This is a genomic window from Streptomyces sp. NBC_00647 (assembly GCF_045207245.1).
In the GTDB taxonomy this organism is placed as follows: Bacteria; Actinomycetota; Actinomycetes; order Streptomycetales; family Streptomycetaceae; genus Streptomyces.
In genome coordinates this window covers 4780608-4796419 of record NZ_CP109040.1, presented here as the reverse complement: position 1 = coordinate 4796419, position 15812 = coordinate 4780608, and the positions used below count along the sequence as shown (strand labels likewise).

The 15812-nt window shown below is 73.2% G+C and carries 14 protein-coding genes; 8 read left to right on the top strand and 6 right to left on the bottom strand.

Annotated elements, in window-relative coordinates; all coding sequences use genetic code 11:
- Nucleotide 1: 1 nt before the first annotated feature.
- Entirely contained in the window at nt 2-1393 is a 1392-nt protein-coding gene (locus OG788_RS20885) for an acyl-CoA dehydrogenase family protein (protein WP_406372666.1), read from the top strand.
- Nucleotides 1394-1479: 86 nt separating this feature from the next.
- Nucleotides 1480-2538 carry a Zn-dependent alcohol dehydrogenase gene (locus OG788_RS20880; protein ID WP_406372665.1) on the top strand — a complete coding sequence of 353 codons (1059 nt, stop codon included), beginning with the start codon at nt 1480-1482 and terminating at the stop codon, nt 2536-2538.
- Nucleotides 2539-2545: 7 nt separating this feature from the next.
- Here OG788_RS20880 and OG788_RS20875 read toward each other — a convergent pair whose 3' ends face one another.
- Complete coding sequence (locus tag OG788_RS20875; RefSeq protein WP_406372663.1) at nt 2546-3592, bottom strand: GlxA family transcriptional regulator; 1047 nt, start codon at nt 3590-3592, stop codon at nt 2546-2548.
- Nucleotides 3593-3663: 71 nt separating this feature from the next.
- Here OG788_RS20875 and OG788_RS20870 point away from each other — a divergent pair, with 71 nt between their 5' ends.
- Nucleotides 3664-4998, top strand: coding sequence for an MFS transporter (locus OG788_RS20870; protein ID WP_406372662.1), 1335 nt, complete (start codon nt 3664-3666; stop codon nt 4996-4998).
- Nucleotides 4999-5007: 9 nt separating this feature from the next.
- On the opposite strand, the gene OG788_RS20865 is transcribed toward OG788_RS20870, so the two are convergent.
- The gene (locus OG788_RS20865) at nt 5008-5631 is read right to left on the bottom strand and encodes a flavin reductase family protein (protein ID WP_351541463.1); all 624 of its coding nucleotides are present in this window, start codon (nt 5629-5631) and stop codon (nt 5008-5010) included.
- A gap of 122 nt (nt 5632-5753) precedes the next feature.
- Here OG788_RS20865 and OG788_RS20860 point away from each other — a divergent pair, with 122 nt between their 5' ends.
- The gene (locus tag OG788_RS20860; protein WP_406372661.1) at nt 5754-6719 is read left to right on the top strand and encodes a hypothetical protein; all 966 of its coding nucleotides are present in this window, start codon (nt 5754-5756) and stop codon (nt 6717-6719) included.
- A gap of 186 nt (nt 6720-6905) precedes the next feature.
- On the opposite strand, the gene OG788_RS20855 is transcribed toward OG788_RS20860, so the two are convergent.
- From OG788_RS20855 to OG788_RS20845, 3 genes are all read right to left on the bottom strand, one after another.
- Complete coding sequence (locus OG788_RS20855) at nt 6906-7685, bottom strand: enoyl-CoA hydratase/isomerase family protein (RefSeq protein WP_406372659.1); 780 nt, start codon at nt 7683-7685, stop codon at nt 6906-6908.
- A gap of 223 nt (nt 7686-7908) precedes the next feature.
- Complete coding sequence (locus OG788_RS20850; RefSeq protein ID WP_406372657.1) at nt 7909-10134, bottom strand: acetate--CoA ligase family protein; 2226 nt, start codon at nt 10132-10134, stop codon at nt 7909-7911.
- Nucleotides 10135-10555: 421 nt separating this feature from the next.
- On the bottom strand, nt 10556-11767 hold the full coding sequence (locus OG788_RS20845; RefSeq protein ID WP_406372656.1) for a flavin-containing monooxygenase: 1212 nt from the start codon (nt 11765-11767) through the stop codon (nt 10556-10558).
- 365 nt (nt 11768-12132) lie between these two features.
- On the opposite strand from OG788_RS20845, the gene OG788_RS20840 reads away from it, so the two are divergent.
- From OG788_RS20840 to OG788_RS20825, 4 genes are all read left to right on the top strand, one after another.
- Nucleotides 12133-12585 (top strand): DoxX family protein, encoded by a 453-nt coding sequence (locus tag OG788_RS20840; RefSeq protein ID WP_406372654.1) that lies wholly within the window; start codon nt 12133-12135, stop codon nt 12583-12585.
- 125 nt (nt 12586-12710) lie between these two features.
- Nucleotides 12711-13199 carry a Zn-ribbon domain-containing OB-fold protein gene (locus OG788_RS20835; protein WP_406372653.1) on the top strand — a complete coding sequence of 163 codons (489 nt, stop codon included), beginning with the start codon at nt 12711-12713 and terminating at the stop codon, nt 13197-13199.
- Between the two features lie 31 nt (nt 13200-13230).
- Entirely contained in the window at nt 13231-13836 is a 606-nt protein-coding gene (locus OG788_RS20830; RefSeq protein WP_351541451.1) for a GNAT family N-acetyltransferase, read from the top strand.
- A 262-nt stretch (nt 13837-14098) separates the two neighbouring features.
- Nucleotides 14099-14983 carry a GNAT family N-acetyltransferase gene (locus OG788_RS20825; protein WP_406372652.1) on the top strand — a complete coding sequence of 295 codons (885 nt, stop codon included), beginning with the start codon at nt 14099-14101 and terminating at the stop codon, nt 14981-14983.
- Nucleotides 14984-15083: 100 nt separating this feature from the next.
- On the opposite strand, the gene OG788_RS20820 is transcribed toward OG788_RS20825, so the two are convergent.
- Nucleotides 15084-15740, bottom strand: coding sequence for a pyridoxal 5'-phosphate synthase (locus tag OG788_RS20820; protein ID WP_406372650.1), 657 nt, complete (start codon nt 15738-15740; stop codon nt 15084-15086).
- Between the last annotated feature and the right edge of the window lie 72 nt (nt 15741-15812).

Below are 15812 nucleotides of genomic sequence, written 5' to 3'. Positions count from 1 at the left end.
CGTGGATTTCGCATTCGGTCCGCAGGACGAGGCCTTCCGGCGCGAGGTGCGGAGCTGGCTGGAGGAGCGCGTTGCCGGCGCTCCCGCGCGCCGCGCGTGGGAGCGGGAGCTCGGCCGGGGCGGCTGGATCGGGCTCGGCTGGGACGAGGACGGGTACGGGAACCGGCGGGTGGACCTGACCCGGCAGGTCGTGTGGGCCGAGGAGTACGCCCGCTCGAAGGCGCCGGCGCGATCCGGGCACATCGGCGAGAACCTGTTGGCGCCGACGCTCCTCGCCCATGGGACGCCGGAACAGAAGCGGCGCTTCCTGCCGCCGATCGCCCAGGGCCGTGAGCTGTGGTGCCAGGGGTACAGCGAACCCGGCGCGGGCTCGGACCTGGCGGGCATCCGGACGACTGCCGAACGGACGGCGGAGGCCGGGACGGCCGCGGCAATGGCGACCGCCTCAGGGGCGGCTGCGGCAGGGGCGACCGGCGCGGGGACGGCTGCGGCAGCGGCGACCGCCTCAGGGGTGACTGCCGCAGGGACGGCTGCGGCAGGGACCGCCGGAGCACGGGCGACGCCCGCACGGGCGACTGTCGTGCGGGCGGCGGAGGGGGGCATCGTCGGCGCCGGGGCGACTGCCGTGCGGGACCAGGGGGCGGCGCCGTCGGGGGCCTTCCGTGTCACGGGGCAGAAGATCTGGACCTCGCTCGCCCACGAGGCCGACTGGTGCTTCGTGCTCGCCCGTACGGAGCCGGGATCCACCCGCCACCACGGCCTGTCCTTCCTCCTCGTTCCCATGGACCAGCCCGGCCGTGTCGAGGTCCGTCCGATCCGCCAGATGACCGGCACCAGTGAGTTCAACGAGGTGTTCTTCGACGGGGCGGTGGCGCGGGCCGAGCACGTGGTCGGCGGGGAGGGGAACGGCTGGCGGGTCGCCATGAGCCTGCTCGGATTCGAGCGCGGCGTCTCCACCCTCGCCCAGCAGATCGGGTTCGCCGAGGAGTTGGGGCGCGTGCTGCGGGCGGCTGTCGCCACGGGCGCGGCCACGGATCCCGTCGTACGCGACCGGCTCGTCCGGCTGTGGGCCGAGTTGCGCACGATGCGATGGAACGCCCTGCGCACGCTGGGGAGTTCGGGGAGCCCCGGGGACGCGGGGGCGCCGAGCGTGGCGAAGCTGCTGTGGGGTGGCTGGCATCGGCGGCTCGGTGAGCTCGCGATGCAGGTGCGGGGGGCCGGCGCGGCGGTGGGCCCCTCGGACTGGTCGGCGGAGCGGCCGTACGAACTGGACGCCGCCCAGCACCTGTTCCTCTTCAGCCGGGCCGACACGATCTACGGCGGCTCGGACGAGATCCAGCGCACGATCATCGCCGAGCGCGCGCTCGGCCTGCCCAAGGAACCGCGGGGATAGCCACGGCTCACCCCGGTACGGCCAGGAACAGCCCGGTACGGCTCAGGAACAGCCCGGGGTGCCCCGGGAAGAGGGGAGCTGGCGCGATGCGAGGCGTGATCTTCGACGGAAAGCGGACCCAGGTCGTGGACGATCTGGAGATACGGGACCCGGGGCCAGGAGAGGTCCGGGTGGCGATCTCCGCCGCCGGACTCTGTCACAGCGACCTGTCCGTGGTGGACGGGACCATCCCGTTCCCCGTCCCTGTCGTACTCGGCCATGAGGGTGCGGGCGTGGTGGAGGCCGTGGGCACGGGCGTCACCCATGTCGGGCCCGGCGACCATGTGGCGCTGTCCACGCTCGCCAACTGCGGGGCCTGCGCCGAGTGCGACCGGGGGCGGCCCACGATGTGCCGCAAGGCGATCGGCATGCCGCAGCGGCCGTTCTCGCGAGCCGGCCAGCCGCTCTACCAGTTCGCCGCCAACTCGGCCTTCGCGGAACGCACGGTCGTGAAGGCCGTGCAGGCGGTCCGGATTCCGAAGGACATCCCGCTGACGTCCGCCGCGCTGATCGGCTGCGGGGTCCTCACGGGCGTCGGAGCGGTCCTGAACCGGGCCCGGGTCGACCGGGGCGACACCGTCCTCGTCATCGGCACGGGTGGCATCGGCCTGAACGTCATCCAGGGCGCACGGCTCGCGGGCGCCCTGAGGATCGTCGCGGTCGATTCCAACCCGGCCAAGGAAGCCGTCGCCCGCCAGTTCGGCGCGACGCACTTCCTGACCTCGACGGAAGGGGTGAAGGACATCCTCCCCACCGGCGCCCAGCACGCCTTCGAATGCGTCGGGCGCGTCGAACTCATCCGCCAGGCGATCGACCTGCTCGACCGCCACGGGCAGGCGGTCCTCCTCGGGGTCCCCCCGGCGACGGCCGAGGCGTCCTTCCTCGTGTCCTCGATGTACCTCGACAAGTCCATCCTCGGCTGCCGCTACGGCTCCTCCCGCCCCCAGCGGGACATCGCCCTGTACGCCGAGCTGTATCGCGAAGGACGGCTGCTCCTGGACGAGTTGGTGACAGCGACCTACCCGGTCGAGGACTTCGAGAGGGCGGCCGAGGACGCGCATGCGGGGAAGGTGGCGAGGGCGGTGCTGACCTTCCAGGGCGACTGACGCGACGTCATGGACGTGTGGAGACATAGGAGTTGTCGCCCTCGGCTCCGTCGGTCCCGTCGACTCCGGTGCCCGACCTGAAGGTGCGCCGGTAGGTGGTGGGTGTGACGCCGAGGGTGGCCTGCAGGTGCTGGCGCATCGACTGGGCCGTGCCGAAGCCGGCGTCGCGGGCGACCTGGTCGATGGACAGGTCGCTGGACTCCAGGAGATGGCGGGCGTGTTCGACGCGCTGCCGGGTGAGCCACTGGCCCGGGCTGACGCCGACCTCCTCCCGGAAGCGGCGGGTGAAGGTGCGCACCGACATGGACTCCTGCTCGGCCATGTCCCGCAGCTGGATGGGCTCGTGGAGACGGCCGAGCGCCCAGGCCCGGGCGGCGGTCGTGCCGGCCGACTGCGCCTCCGGCACCGGGCGCTGGATGTACTGCGCCTGGCCGCCGTCGCGGTGCGGCGGCACGACGGTGCGGCGGGCCACCTCGTTGGCGACGGCGGCGCCGTGGTCGCGGCGTACGAGATGGAGGCACAGGTCGATCCCGGCCGCGACACCGGCGGAGGTGAGCACGTCGCCGTCGTCGATGAAGAGCACGTCCGCGTCGACGCGGATCTCGGGGAAGAGCTCCTGGAAGTGCTCGGCGTGCATCCAGTGCGTGGTGGCCGGCCGGCCGTCGAGATACCCGGCGGCGGCGAGGACGTAGCTGCCGGTGCAGATGGAGACGAGGCGGGTGCTGGGGCGGATGTGCGTGAGGGCGGCGGCCAGTTCCGGGGTCAGGATGCCCTCCTGCTGGACGGGTCCGAGTTCGTACGAGGCCGGGACGACGACGGTGTCGGCGCCGGCCAGCGCCTCGGGGCCGTTGGCGACGAGGACGGCGAAGTCGGCGTCCGTCTCGACGGGGCCGGGCGGCCGGACCGAGCAGGTGACGACCTCGTACAGGGGCCGTCCGTCGGTGTCCCGCGCCTTGCCGAAGATGCGCTGCGGAATGCCCAGCTCGAACGGGAGCAGCCCGTCGAGGGCGAGCACGACGACACGGTGGCGGCGGAACGAACCCGAAATGGCCATGGCCCGATCCTAACGAATGCTGTCCTTCAGGCCAGTGGTTCGCCAGGTCGCCCTCCTCGAAGATCTGTGACGTGACCCAGACAAGCGAAGCCGCTCCGGCCCCGGAGGACTCCCGGCCCACCCGCCCCGCCGCCGCTCACCGCATCCACCGTGCCTGGTTCGTCGCCGCCGTCGCCTTCGTGACGATCATCGGCGCCGCGGCTTTCCGGTCGCTGCCCGGTCTGCTCATCGACCCGCTCCACCAGGAGTTCCACTGGTCGCGCGGCACGATCAGCGCGGCGGTCTCCATCAACCTCGCGCTCTACGGACTCACGGCGCCGTTCGCCGCGGCGCTCATGGACCGGTTCGGCATCCGGCGCGTGGTGGCGGTCGCCCTGACCGTGATCGCGGTCGGCTCGGGGCTGACCGTGTGGATGACGGCGGCCTGGCAGCTGCTGCTCTGCTGGGGCCTGCTGGTGGGCCTCGGCTCCGGTTCGATGGCGCTCGCCTTCGCGGCGACGGTCACCAACCGCTGGTTCACCGAGCGCAAGGGCCTGGTGACGGGCATCCTGACGGCGGCCTCGGCGTCCGGCCAGCTGATCTTCCTGCCGCTGCTGTCCTGGATCGTCACGCGGCACAGCTGGCGTCCGGCCGCGGTCACCGTGGCGCTCGCCGCCCTCGCGGTCGTTCCCTTCGTCTGGCTGCTGCTGCGCGACCACCCGGCCGACGTGGGCCAGAAGCCGTACGGGGCGAAGGAGTTCGTGCCGAAGCCCGAGCCGGTGCGGGGCGCCGCCCGGCGCGCGGTGACCGTGCTGCTCTCCGCCGTCCGCACGGGCCCCTTCTGGCTGCTGGCCGGGTCGTTCGCGATCTGCGGCGCCTCGACGAACGGCCTGATCCAGACACACTTCGTGCCCGCCGCCCACGACCACCACATGCCCGTCCAGGCGGCGGCCTCGCTCCTCGCGGTCATCGGTGTCTTCGACGTGGTCGGCACGATCGCCTCGGGCTGGTTCACCGACCGCTTCGAGCCGCGCCGTCTGCTGGCGGTGTACTACGCCCTGCGCGGCATCTCGCTGCTTTTCCTCCCGCTGCTCCTCCACTCGACCGTGCACCCGCCGATGATCCTGTTCATCGTCTTCTACGGCCTCGACTGGGTCGCCACCGTGCCGCCCACCCTGGCCCTGTGCCGGGAGCAGTACGGAGAGGACAGCGCCATCGTCTTCGGCTGGGTCCTCGCCTCCCACCAGATCGGCGCCGCCCTCGTCGCCTACCTCGGCGGCGTCGCCCGCGACCACTTCGGCAGGTACGACGTGGTCTGGTACGCCTCGGGCGCCCTGTGCGCGGCGGCCACGCTGATGGTGCTGGTGATCCGGCGTCGACGGCCCACGGCCGCCCTGGCCGTCACGATGCCGCCCGCGACCGCCTGACGGCCCGGGTCAGGTGAGGAACCGTCCCTTGTGGAAGAGCAGCGGCGGCACGTCCTCGGCGCCGTCGCCGCTCGTGCCGAGGGCGTCCACCCGGCCCACCACGATCAGGTGGTCCCCGCCCGTGTGCACCGCGTGGATCGTGCAGTCGATCCAGGCCGCGGCGCCGGCGAGGCGGGGGGAGCCGGAGACCGGAGCGGCGTCGTGGACGACCCCGGCGAACTTGTCCGCGCCGCTCACCGCGAAGCCGCGGCACAGGTCGCCCTGGTGGGCGCCGAGCACGTTGACGCAGAAGGAGCCCGCCCGGGCGATGCGCGGCCAGGTCGTCGACGTACGGCCGACCATGAAGCAGATCAGCGGGGGGTCCAGCGAGAGGGAGGCGAAGGACTGGCAGGCGAAGCCGGCCGGGCCCGCCCCGTCCTCGTCGCCGGCGGCCGGTGCCGTCACCACGGTGACGCCCGTCGCGAAGTGGCCCAGCACCCGCCGGAACTCGGCCGGGTCGACGGGCGCCCGCTCGTCGTCGCCGACCGCGCGCAGATCCGGGCGCGGCAACGCCTCGACGGGCCCCGCGACGGTGGGGGCCCCGGCCGACCTGAGGTAGCGGACGGCGGCGGCCGCCATCCCTGCGTGTCCCATCACACCGACCATTGAAGCTGACGGTGTGTCAGATGGGAAGGGGTTCGCGGGGCCGGGCCCCTCGGAGCCGATGCCGGGCCCCCTCGGAGAGGCTCGTGCTTCGCCCGCGTATCTTTCGCCCCATGGGGTGGGGAGATTCCGGGCGGCCAGCGCGCCCCCGGGCGGCCTGGGCCGGCTTCGAGGTGAGTCTCGCCGCGGCGATCTGCGCGGCACAGTTCGCGGTCGCGGTCGCCGTCTGGTGGGTCGGGACGTTCGACGACGACGACCACGGCGTGGGACTGGGCGGTGGGCTCGCCGCCGTCGGGTTCCTGTGCATGCTGGTCTTCGGGCCGCCGCTGCTCGCCGTCCTGGGACTGCTGCACGCGGTGACCTGCACGATGCCGACGGCCACGCTCGCCCGGCTGGTGCCCCGGCGCGCACCCGGTCCCGAGAGCGCCTGGCACCTGGCCTTCGTGCTGGCCCTCGGCACCCTCTGGGCCACGCTCGCGGTCGTACTCGGCGGCCTCGCGCCCACCGGTGCCACGGCCCTGCTGATCGCCGTGTCCGGTGTCCCGCCGACCCTGGGTGTCACCCTCGTGCGGCGGCGCGAACGCGCCACCGGGCACCGGCCGAGCGGCCACCGCGTCTGGTTCCGCTCGGCGCTCGCGGCCCTCGGGGCGTGCGGACTGGTCGTGGCGGCGGGCACGGTGGGCCTGGCCACCGGACTCATCCAGGAGTACGAGCCCCCGAAGCTCGGCGCCGACCGGCTCACCGGCGTCTGGCGCGGCGATCACGGGGCCGTGCTGCGGCTGCGCGCCGACGGCCGGGCCGAACTGACGGCGGTGCCCGCCCAGCCCGAGTTCGGGGATGTGACCACCGAGGAGTTCACGCGCTGCGACGGCACCGGCAAGTGGTTCCTCGACACCAGAGGCCGCTACGACCCGTACGCCGGCGGGGGCGCCGAGGAACGGGACGGCGTCGTCGTCCGCGTCGGGCACTGCGGCCACGACACGTACTGGACCATAGGCGGCACCGTGGCCGCCCCGGAGCTGTTCGTGCTGTTCGGCGACCCCGACTCGGGGGATCTGCGCATCCTGAAGCAGGACTGAACGGGACAGGACGGGACCGGCCGAACGGGACTCGACGGGACGGTGCGGGACGCGACTGTGCGGGACTGGAGGGGACGGGACTGTGCGGGACTGAACAACAGGACTGGCGGGACCGGCCGGACCGAACGGCCATTCCTGCCGGTCCTCCCGGGCCGGCCGGGCTCCGCCCGCTGGAGTCGGGCCCGGTCAGCGGCCCTCGTAGCGGGGGGTCCGCCGTTCCACGAAGCTCGCCACGCCCTCGTTGGCGTCCACGGTCGTCATGTTGATCTCCTGCGCCGCCGCCTCCGCCGCGAACGCGCTGCCGCGGTCGGCGTCCAGGGAGGCGTTGACCAGCTGTTTGGTGAGGGCGAGAGCACGGGTCGGCCCGGCCGCGAGCCGCTCGGACCACTCGCGCGCCGTCTTCTCCAACGCCTCGGGCGGTACGACCCTGTTGACGAGCCCGATCCGCTCCGCGTCCGCGGCGCTCAGCGCGTCGCCGAAGAACATCAGCTCCTTGGCCCGCTGCGGACCGACGAGGCGGGGCAGCAGATAGGCCCCGCCGCCGTCCGGCACGAGTCCCCGGCGCACGAACACCTCGATGAACCTGGCCGTTTCCGCCGCAAGGACGAGGTCGCACGCGAAGGCGAGATGCGCGCCGATCCCCGCCGCCGTGCCGTTGACGGCCGCGATCACCGGCTTCTCGCAGTCGAGGACGGCGGCGATCAGGCGCTGGGCGCCCAGCCGGACGGTCCGGGCGACATCGCCGGGCACCCGCTCCCCGACGGGCGGACCGCCCCGAAGATCCGCGCCCGCGCAGAACCCGCGGCCGGTCGCCGTGATCACCACGGCCCGCACGCCGGGATCGGCGGACGCCGCCGCGAGCAGCGCTGTCACGCGTTCCCGCTGGTCCCAGGTAAGGGCGTTCATCGCCTCGGGCCGGTCGAGGGTGATCCACGAGACGGCGTTGTCAGTGGCGTGGCGTATCAATGAGTCGAGGGGCTTTTCGGTTGATTCGCGAGATGTGCGGCTCTTGGCCCCTGGGGACTCTGGAGCTTCGCGGGGCGCACGGGGGGAGTCGGTCATGAGGGTGCTCCGTTTCGTACGGCGGTCGGGGGCGGGCCTGCGACGCGGTGGACGTGACCCGGCGGGCACGCGTCGGCCGGCCGGTGTGCGGGGCCGTGCCGACGCGCGGGGCCTTGCCGGCGCCCGCTCAGCGGCACAGCACCAGCGCGTCCAGGGCCACGGCTCCCTGGCCGCGCGGCAGCACCATCAGCGGATTGATGTCCAGTTCCGCGATGTCGTCGCCGAGTTCGAGCGCCATGCGCTGCACCCGGATGACGACCTCGACCAGCGCGTCCACATCCACCGGCGGACCTCCGCGCACCCCGTCGAGGAGCGCCCGCCCCCGCAGCTCGCACAGCATGGCCCGCGCCTGGTCCTCACCGAACGGCGGCACGCGTACGGCGGCGTCGCGCAGCACCTCGACGAGGACCCCGCCGAGCCCGACGGTCACGGTCGGCCCGAAGAGCGGGTCGTGCGTGACGCCGACGACCATCTCGACGCCCCGTTCGACCATCTGGCACACGAGGACGCCGTCGAGGGAGATGCCTTCGTAGCGGGCGATGTCGGTGAGCTCGCGGTAGGCGTCGCGGACCTGGCTGGCGGAGGTCAACCCGATCTTGACCAGGCCGAGTTCGGTCTTGTGGGCGATCTGCGCGCCGGAGGCTTTCATGACCACCGGGTAGCCGACCTGGCTCGCCGCCCGCACGGCCGCCGCCGCGCTGGTCACCAACTGTTCGCGCGGTACGCGGATTCCGTAGGCGCGCAGCAGCTGCTTGGCCGCGTGTTCGCTGAGCTGCTGGCCCGGGCGCATCAGGGCCTGGGCCTTGCGGAAGGAGGGCGACGGGGTGCGCGGGGCCTCGTCGAAGGGCGAGCGGTAGGCGGCGGTGAACCGCGCGTGGCCGAGGTGGGCGCGGACGGCGGTGATGCAGTTGGCGAACGTACGGAAGGTGGCGACCCGGGACGACCCGAGCAGGGTCTCGCGGTAGGCCGCCTCCGTGCCGACCGGCGATCCCCACACCACGCACACCAGTTTGTCCGTCTGTTCCGCCGCGTCCACCAGGTCCTGCGCCAGCTTGTCGCTCATCGGCGGGAAGGGCCCGGTGATCGGGCAGATCAGCACGCCGACGGCCGGGTCGGCGAGGATCGCGTCGATGATCTTCCGCCCACGCCAGTCGCCGACCGGGTGGCCCCCGTTGTCGACCGGGTTGGCGACGTTCAGGTAGTCGGGTATCCACGTGTGCAGCTCGGCCTGTTTGGCGTCGGAGAGGACCGGCAGATTCAGCCCCGCCTCGCTCGCCAGGTCCGCGAAGTGCGCGCCCGTGCCGCCCGAGATCGAATAGACGACGACCCCTTCGGCCTGCGGTGCGCGGGCCCGCGCCAACAGGGCTGCGGTGTCCTGGAGTTCGTCGAGTCCGTCGACGCGGATCACGCCGTACTGCCGCATCGCCGCGTCCACCACGGTGTCGGCGCCGGTCAGCTTGCCGGTGTGCGATGCGGCGGTGCGGGCGCCGGTCTCGGTGCGGCCGACCTTGACCGCGACGACGGGCACGCCGCGCCGGGCGGCGCGGTCGGCGGCCAGCAGAAAGGAGCGGCCGTCCTTGAGCCCCTCGACGTAGCAGGCGATGGCGCCGACCTCGGGCCGCTCGGAGAAGTAGGAGATGAAGTCGGCGGTCTCCAGGTCGGCCTCGTTGCCGGTGGGCGCCCAGTGGGAGAGGCGGACGCCCAGCTGCTGCATGGCGAACACCGGCCGCCCCTGGTGACCGGACTGGGTGATGAGGGCGATCGCGGGGCCGTCGAGGTCGTCGCGGAAGTCCTCGAAGGCGTTGAGGTTGGTGTTGGGTCCGAGCAGCCGCAGACCGGAGCGGCGCACGGCGGCGGCGAGCCGGGTCTGCGCGGCGGCGCCCTCGGCCCCGGTCTCCGCGAACCCGGACGCGAAGGCGACGGCGAACTTCACCTTGGCCTCGGCCAGTTCCTCGATCACCGGAAGGGGGTCGCCGACGAGGAGCACGGCCAGATCCACCTGCTCCGGCAGGTCCGCGACGGAAGGGAGGCACGGCAGGCCGAAGACGGTCCGGCGGGTGGGGTGCACCGGGTGCAGCCTGGCGCCGACCCGCTCGGCCCAGCCGATCAGCTGCCGGGTGATCCCGGTGTTCGGCCGTCCTTCGGTGTCCGAGGCGCCGATCACGGCCACGGACTCGGGACGGAAGAAGCGGTCCAGATCGGGTGCGTCGGCGTACAGCGGGCGACCGCTGACGTCCAGGTCGTCGATCTCGGCCGGCCGTCCGTGCACGACCGGCGAAGGTTGCTCGCCGCAGGCGATGACCCTGGCCCGGCGGGAGTCGGTGGTGAGGGTGCCGTGGGTTGATCCAAGCATCGGTCCGCCCGCTCCTGTGTGACAGCCAACTGTTAACTGACGCAGTGTCAGATTAACTAACTGACGCCCTGTCAGGAACCGTTGTGCAGGCAAAGGCTGCGAAGGGGAGCGCGAGTGCGTCGAACGCCGGCCGCTGGAGGGCGCGCGGCGGGCACCCGGTACGTACCCGCCCCACGCGGCGGGGGAACCCGTCGACGAGCGGCCGACGGCACCGGCCGACGGTCACCCGGGGGCGGGGGCCGGGGGCGACCTGTCCGCCGGTGTCCGACGCTGGACGGGAGGGACGCGCGGCCGCTACCCGCTCGGCCGGGGTGGCTTGCCTGTGCAGGCCCCTGCTCGGCGCGGACAGGAGTCCGTCGGCCGGGGTGTGTCACCAGGTGGTGGGTGCCGCGCGGGTGCCGCGCCCGTCGGCCGGGGTGCGTCAGGAGGTCGCGGGGGACTTGGCCCGGGTCTTGGAGGTGTGTCGGGCGACCGCCTTCGCGATCTTCACGGCGTCGAGGGCGAGCTCGCGGAACATGCCGCTGATGGGGTTGGTGAAGCCGGTGAAGTACAGGCCGGGCGCGTTCTTCGGGGTGTGTCCGCCGTGCACGACCGGACGCCCGCGGCCGTCGAGCACGTCGAGGTGACCGACGACGTCTTCCAGGGCGCGCGCGTATCCCGTCGCGGCGATCACGACGTCCGGGCCGATCCGGCTTCCGTCGGCGAGCACGGCCTTGCCGTCCTCGAAGCTCTCCACCGCGGCCACGATCTCGACCTTCCCCTTGCGGACGGCGTCGATGAGGCCGACGTCCTGGACGGGGATGGAGCCCTCTTTGACGCGGGAGTAGAGGCCGGTGGCGGGACGGGGCAGGCCCTGCGCCGCCAGGTCGGGCACGCTCAGCCGCGCCATCGGCCCGGCCAGCCCGTCCACCACGCGCACCGGCAGCCGTCGTACGAGAATGCCCGTGAACTGCGCGGCCCAGCCCGCCGTCGAGCGGCGCACGATGTGCGGCGCGGTGCGCACGGACAGCCTGACGCGCGAGGCGCCGCCCTCGATCAGGTCCACGGCGATCTCGGCGCCCGTGTTGCCGACGCCGACGACGAGGACGTCGCGGCCCTCGTAGGGGGTGGGGTTGCGGTACTCGCCGGCGTGCAGCAGTTCGCCGGTGTAGCCGTCGCGGCCGGGCCAGTCGGGGATGCGCGGGGTGTGGTTGTAGCCGGTCGCCACGACCACCGCGCTGCCGGTGAGCTCGCGGCCGCCGGTGGCGTGCAGCAGCCAGCCGTCGCCGCCCGGGGCGGGCTCGACGCGCGAGACCTCGACGCCCGTGACGATCTCCAGCTCGTGGTGCTCGGCGTACTTCTCCAGATAGCGCACCACGTCGTCGCGCGACACCCACCGCCCGAACGAGCGGGGCATCGGCAGCCCCGGCAGCGCGGAGAGCCGCCGGGTGGTGTGCAGGTGCAGCCGGTCGTAGTGGCGCCGCCAGGACGCGCCGACCTGGTTCGACTTCTCGAGCACGACCGCCCGTACACCCCGGGCGCGCAGCGCGTACGCCGCCGCGAGCCCTCCGGGGCCGCCTCCGATCACGTACACGGGACGGTCCTCGTGGGACGGCACCGTGCGGGAGGTCGTGGAAGCAGTCGAGTCGGCCATGAGCGCGAGCGTAATCACGACTTTGGTTGATAGGTCTCGGTCAAGACCGGAATCGGTTGCGAACTGGTCACGGCTGTGGGAGGAGTGCGTGCGACTCGTGGCGTAGATCACTCGGGCGTGGTCGGGGTGTGCGAAAAGTGTGGTGTTGCCGCAGGTGGGCGCCGGGGCGAACGCCCTTTGCGGGAGCGCGGGATCGGCTCCGAGCGCCCCCTTGGAGAGGGCGAGAACGGGCGTGGGATCGGTGGCGTGCCGGCGGCCCGGGGGGGCGTACTCCTCGTCCAGGGGTGCCGGCCTCTTGCGCGGGCGCCCCCGGTGCATTGAAACTGACGTTCCGTCAGATCCGGCGCGCTGCGGGAGGTTCGGCCATGGACACGATCTGGCTCGGCGGGGCGGAATGGCTGGCCGTGCTTCGCATCGGGCTCGGGCTGTGGTGGCTGGAGAGCTGGCGGCACAAGGACAAGAAGGGCTGGTTCGAGCGGGGGACCGGGATCGCGTGGGCGTCGGATGTCGCGGCCAAGCACCGGTGGAACGCCGTGCGGTCCGGCTTCGACACCGTCGTCGCCCCGCGCCCGCGGACGATGGCGTACGTCGTCGTATACGCGGAGCTGGCCCTCGGCCTCGGGCTGGTGGCCGGACTGCTGACACCCGTCGCCCTGATCGGAGGGCTGCTCCTCAACGTCCTCTACTTCACGCTCATGATCCACGACTGGGCGGAGCAGGGGCAGAACGCGATGATGGCGCTCGTCTCGGCCGTCGGGCTGTTCGGGATGTCCTGGCAGACGTGGTCGCTGGACAACGCACTGGGGCTTTTCCTGTGATCGGGGCCTCGGGGCGAGGGGATGCGGTGGGTCCGGCGAGTGAACCGGGTTCCGGGAGAGCGCCGGAGGCACCGGGCCCGGCCCGAGCGGCGGGTTCTGCGGGGGTGTCCGGAGCGGCGGGTTCCGTGGGCGCGGGGGGTTCCGGCGGTGGGTTCGACGTGCCCGAGGTGGACGCCTTCACCCGGCCGTACTGGGACGCGGCGGCCGAGGGGCGGCTGCTGATCCGGCACTGCGCGGCCTGCGGCCTGCCTCACCACTACCCCCGGGAGTTCTGCCCGCACTGCTGGAGCGAGGACGTGAACTGGCGGGCCGCGAGCGGCCGCGCCACGCTCTACACCTGGTCCGTCGTGCACCGCAACGACCTGCCGCCGTTCGGCGGGCGCGTGCCGTACGTCGCCGCCGTCGTCGACCTGGCGGAGGGTCCCCGGATGATGACCGAGGTGGTCGAGTGCGAGGAGGCGGCACTGCGGATCGGGATGAGCCTGGAGGTCGCGTTCCGAGCGGGGGTCCCCGTGTTCCGGCCGGCGTCAAGCGGCCGGGGCCGACCCTCTCCGGTGCCGGAGGCGGGGCTGGTCCGGGAGTCTTCCGGGAGCCCCGGACCGCTCAGGGAGTGACCCGTGGGCCTGGACGGGTTTGAATGGCTGGATGTCCGACGTCCATGAGCACTTCGCCGTCCATCCCTTCCCCGAGCTGACAGGCCTCGGTCTGCGGCTGCGTCCCTGGGATCTGGAGTCCGACGCCGACGTCTCGGCGTATCTGCGGGGGCTGGCCGATCCCGAGTTCCAGCGCTGGAACACTCCGCTCAGGTTCGTCCGGGACATCGACACCGCCCGTGAGGCGCTCCGGTCGCGCGTCGCCGCCGCGACGAACGGCACCGGGGTCTCCTTCTGCGTCACCGACGCGGAGACCGGCGAGACGCTGGGTCACATCGGCGTCAACGAGATCGACCACGTCATGAGCTGCGCACGCGTCGGCTACTGGGTCCTCCCGGAGGCCCGCGGCCGCCAGGTCGCCACCCGGGCCCTCACCCTCGCGGCCCGCTACGCCTTCATCGACCTCGCCCTGCACCGCCTCGACCTCGGCCACGCCGTGGGACACGAAGTGTCGTGCCGCGTCGCCGAACGCTGCGGATTCCGGCCCGAAGGGACGCTGCGCGGCGCGATGTTCGAGGCGGGCCGCCATGACGCGTTCCGCGACGTACACCTGCACGGCCGGCTGGCCACGGATCCGGAACCCACGCCGGCGGGGTGAGGGCCGGGAGCCCGCGCCGACGTGGTGCGGCTCGGGAACTCGCGCCGGCACAGTACGGGGTGCGGGAGCCCGCGCCGACGTGGTGAGGCTCGGGAGCCCGCTGCGCGACGGCGGGGGATCGCTCCGGAACCCGTGCCCGCTCGGTGACGGTGAGCCGGTGCCCGCACGGTGACGGTGAGCCGGTGCCACCCGCTCAGGGAGGTGGGGCGCGTGCCCCCGAAAATCGGAGTCAGGGCGCCGTGGCCCCACGGGATCATCGGGCATGACCTCCGTGGCGTACGACTGGCAGCTCACCCATGACCTCGACGCGTTTCTCGGCCGGGCCGGGGACTTTCTCCGGTCGCGACCCGCGCAGCACACCGTCGCGCTGACCGTGACGGACGCGCTGCGGAGACGGGGGCCGCGTGGGGTCGGCGGGGCCGCGCCGGTCTTCGGAGCGCTGGAGCGGGACGGGGCGGTCACGGCGGCCCTCTTCCGTACGCCGCCGTACCGGCTCAACATCACCTCGCTGGACGAGCGGGACGCGGACACGCTCGCCGCGCTGCTCGTGCACGCGGAGATCGAGGTCCCCGGTGTCTCCGCCGACACGGACACCGCCGCGGCCTTCGCCGAGGCCTGGCGGCGGCGGGCCGGAGCGACGCCGGTGCTGCTGCGGGGCGAGCGGTTGTACCGGCTCGGCGACCTGACGGTGCCCGAGCCAGCGCCGCCCGGCCGGGCCAGGGTCGCGGGCGTGGCCGACCGTGAGCTGCTCGCCCGCTGGTACACGGAGTTCGCCGAGGCCATCGGCGAGGGCGGGTACCGCGACGCCGGAGCCTGGGCCGACGACCGGATCTCCTACGGAGGGCTCACCGTCTGGGAGGACCCCGACGGCACTCCCGTCGCCATGGCGGGCGGATCGGCCCCGATCGCCGGGCAGGTGCGCGTGGGCCCCGTCTACACCCCGGCCCACCTGCGCGGCCGTGGTTACGCGGGTGCCGTCACCGCCGAGGTGAGCCGCGCCGCGGTCGCCGCAGGCCTCCAGGACGTGCTCCTCTTCACCGACCTCGCCAACCCGACCAGCAACGGTCTCTACCAGCGCATCGGCTACCGGCCCGTCTCGGATTTCGCGACGTACGACTTCACGTACGACGTGGCGCGCACGACGTGATGTACGACGTGGCGTACGGCCGCGGGTAGGACGGCCCGCCGGGTGACGTGCAGGGCGACGCGCGGGACCGGCGTGCCCGTGTTCGGCGCGGGCGTCGGCGTCACGGCCACAGCAGCTCTGTGGTCCAGCCGGTGTCCGCCCGGCGGTAGAGAAGCCGTGCGTGGCGTCGGCGGGTGTCACCCTGGAAGAACTCCACCTCGTCCGGGCGCAGGCGGTAGAGGGTCCAGGTGGGGGCGGGGGAGTCCGGGGAGCTCTCGGCCCGTTCCCAGGCGGCTTCCGACGCCCGGTCCAACTCCGCGCGCGAGGGCAGGACTTCGCTCTGGCGGCCCACGAGCGCGGCGGCCAGCGCTCCGGTGGACCGGGCGTGCAGGTCCGCCTGGCCCTCCTCGGGCGGCGCGACGGTGACGGGGCCGCGGAGCCGGATCTGGCGTCCCTGGACGGGCCAGTAGAAGTCGAGCGCCGCGTACGGACGGGCGGCGAGCTGTCGTCCCTTGCGGCTGGTGGCATGGCTGGCGAAGGCCCACCCGTCCGTGTCCGCACCGTGCAGCATCACGATCCGGACGTCGGGCAGTCCGTCCTCGTCCGCCGTCGCCAGCGACATCGTGTGGGGTTCGGTCTGGCCGGCCGCCACCGCCTCCGCGAACCACCGGGTGAACAGGGCCAGCGGGTCCGCCGGTGCGTCCTCCGACGCGAAGCCGGGCAGCTCCGTGTCCCACACCCGCAGCGATCTCAGCAGCTCATGAAGATCCGGTTCCATGCCAACGAGTATCACTCGGGGCGGGGCGGGGCGGGGCGGGGCGGGGCGGGGCGACGCCGCCTAGCCGCCCGT

Bases quoted from the DNA above. Each gene is read 5' to 3' on its own strand.
- OG788_RS20845 (WP_406372656.1), bottom strand. From the start codon at position 11,767: ATGGCCGACTCGACTGCTTCCACGACCTCCCGCACGGTGCCGTCCCAC.
- OG788_RS20875 (WP_406372663.1), bottom strand. From the start codon at position 3,592: ATGGCCATTTCGGGTTCGTTCCGCCGCCACCGTGTCGTCGTGCTCGCC.
- OG788_RS20865 (WP_351541463.1), bottom strand. From the start codon at position 5,631: ATGGGACACGCAGGGATGGCGGCCGCCGCCGTCCGCTACCTCAGGTCG.
- OG788_RS20880 (WP_406372665.1), top strand. From the start codon at position 1,480: ATGCGAGGCGTGATCTTCGACGGAAAGCGGACCCAGGTCGTGGACGAT.
- OG788_RS20820 (WP_406372650.1), bottom strand. From the start codon at position 15,740: ATGGAACCGGATCTTCATGAGCTGCTGAGATCGCTGCGGGTGTGGGAC.
- OG788_RS20860 (WP_406372661.1), top strand. From the start codon at position 5,754: ATGGGGTGGGGAGATTCCGGGCGGCCAGCGCGCCCCCGGGCGGCCTGG.
- OG788_RS20840 (WP_406372654.1), top strand. From the start codon at position 12,133: ATGGACACGATCTGGCTCGGCGGGGCGGAATGGCTGGCCGTGCTTCGC.
- OG788_RS20825 (WP_406372652.1), top strand. From the start codon at position 14,099: ATGACCTCCGTGGCGTACGACTGGCAGCTCACCCATGACCTCGACGCG.
- OG788_RS20830 (WP_351541451.1), top strand. From the start codon at position 13,231: ATGTCCGACGTCCATGAGCACTTCGCCGTCCATCCCTTCCCCGAGCTG.
- OG788_RS20850 (WP_406372657.1), bottom strand. From the start codon at position 10,134: ATGCTTGGATCAACCCACGGCACCCTCACCACCGACTCCCGCCGGGCC.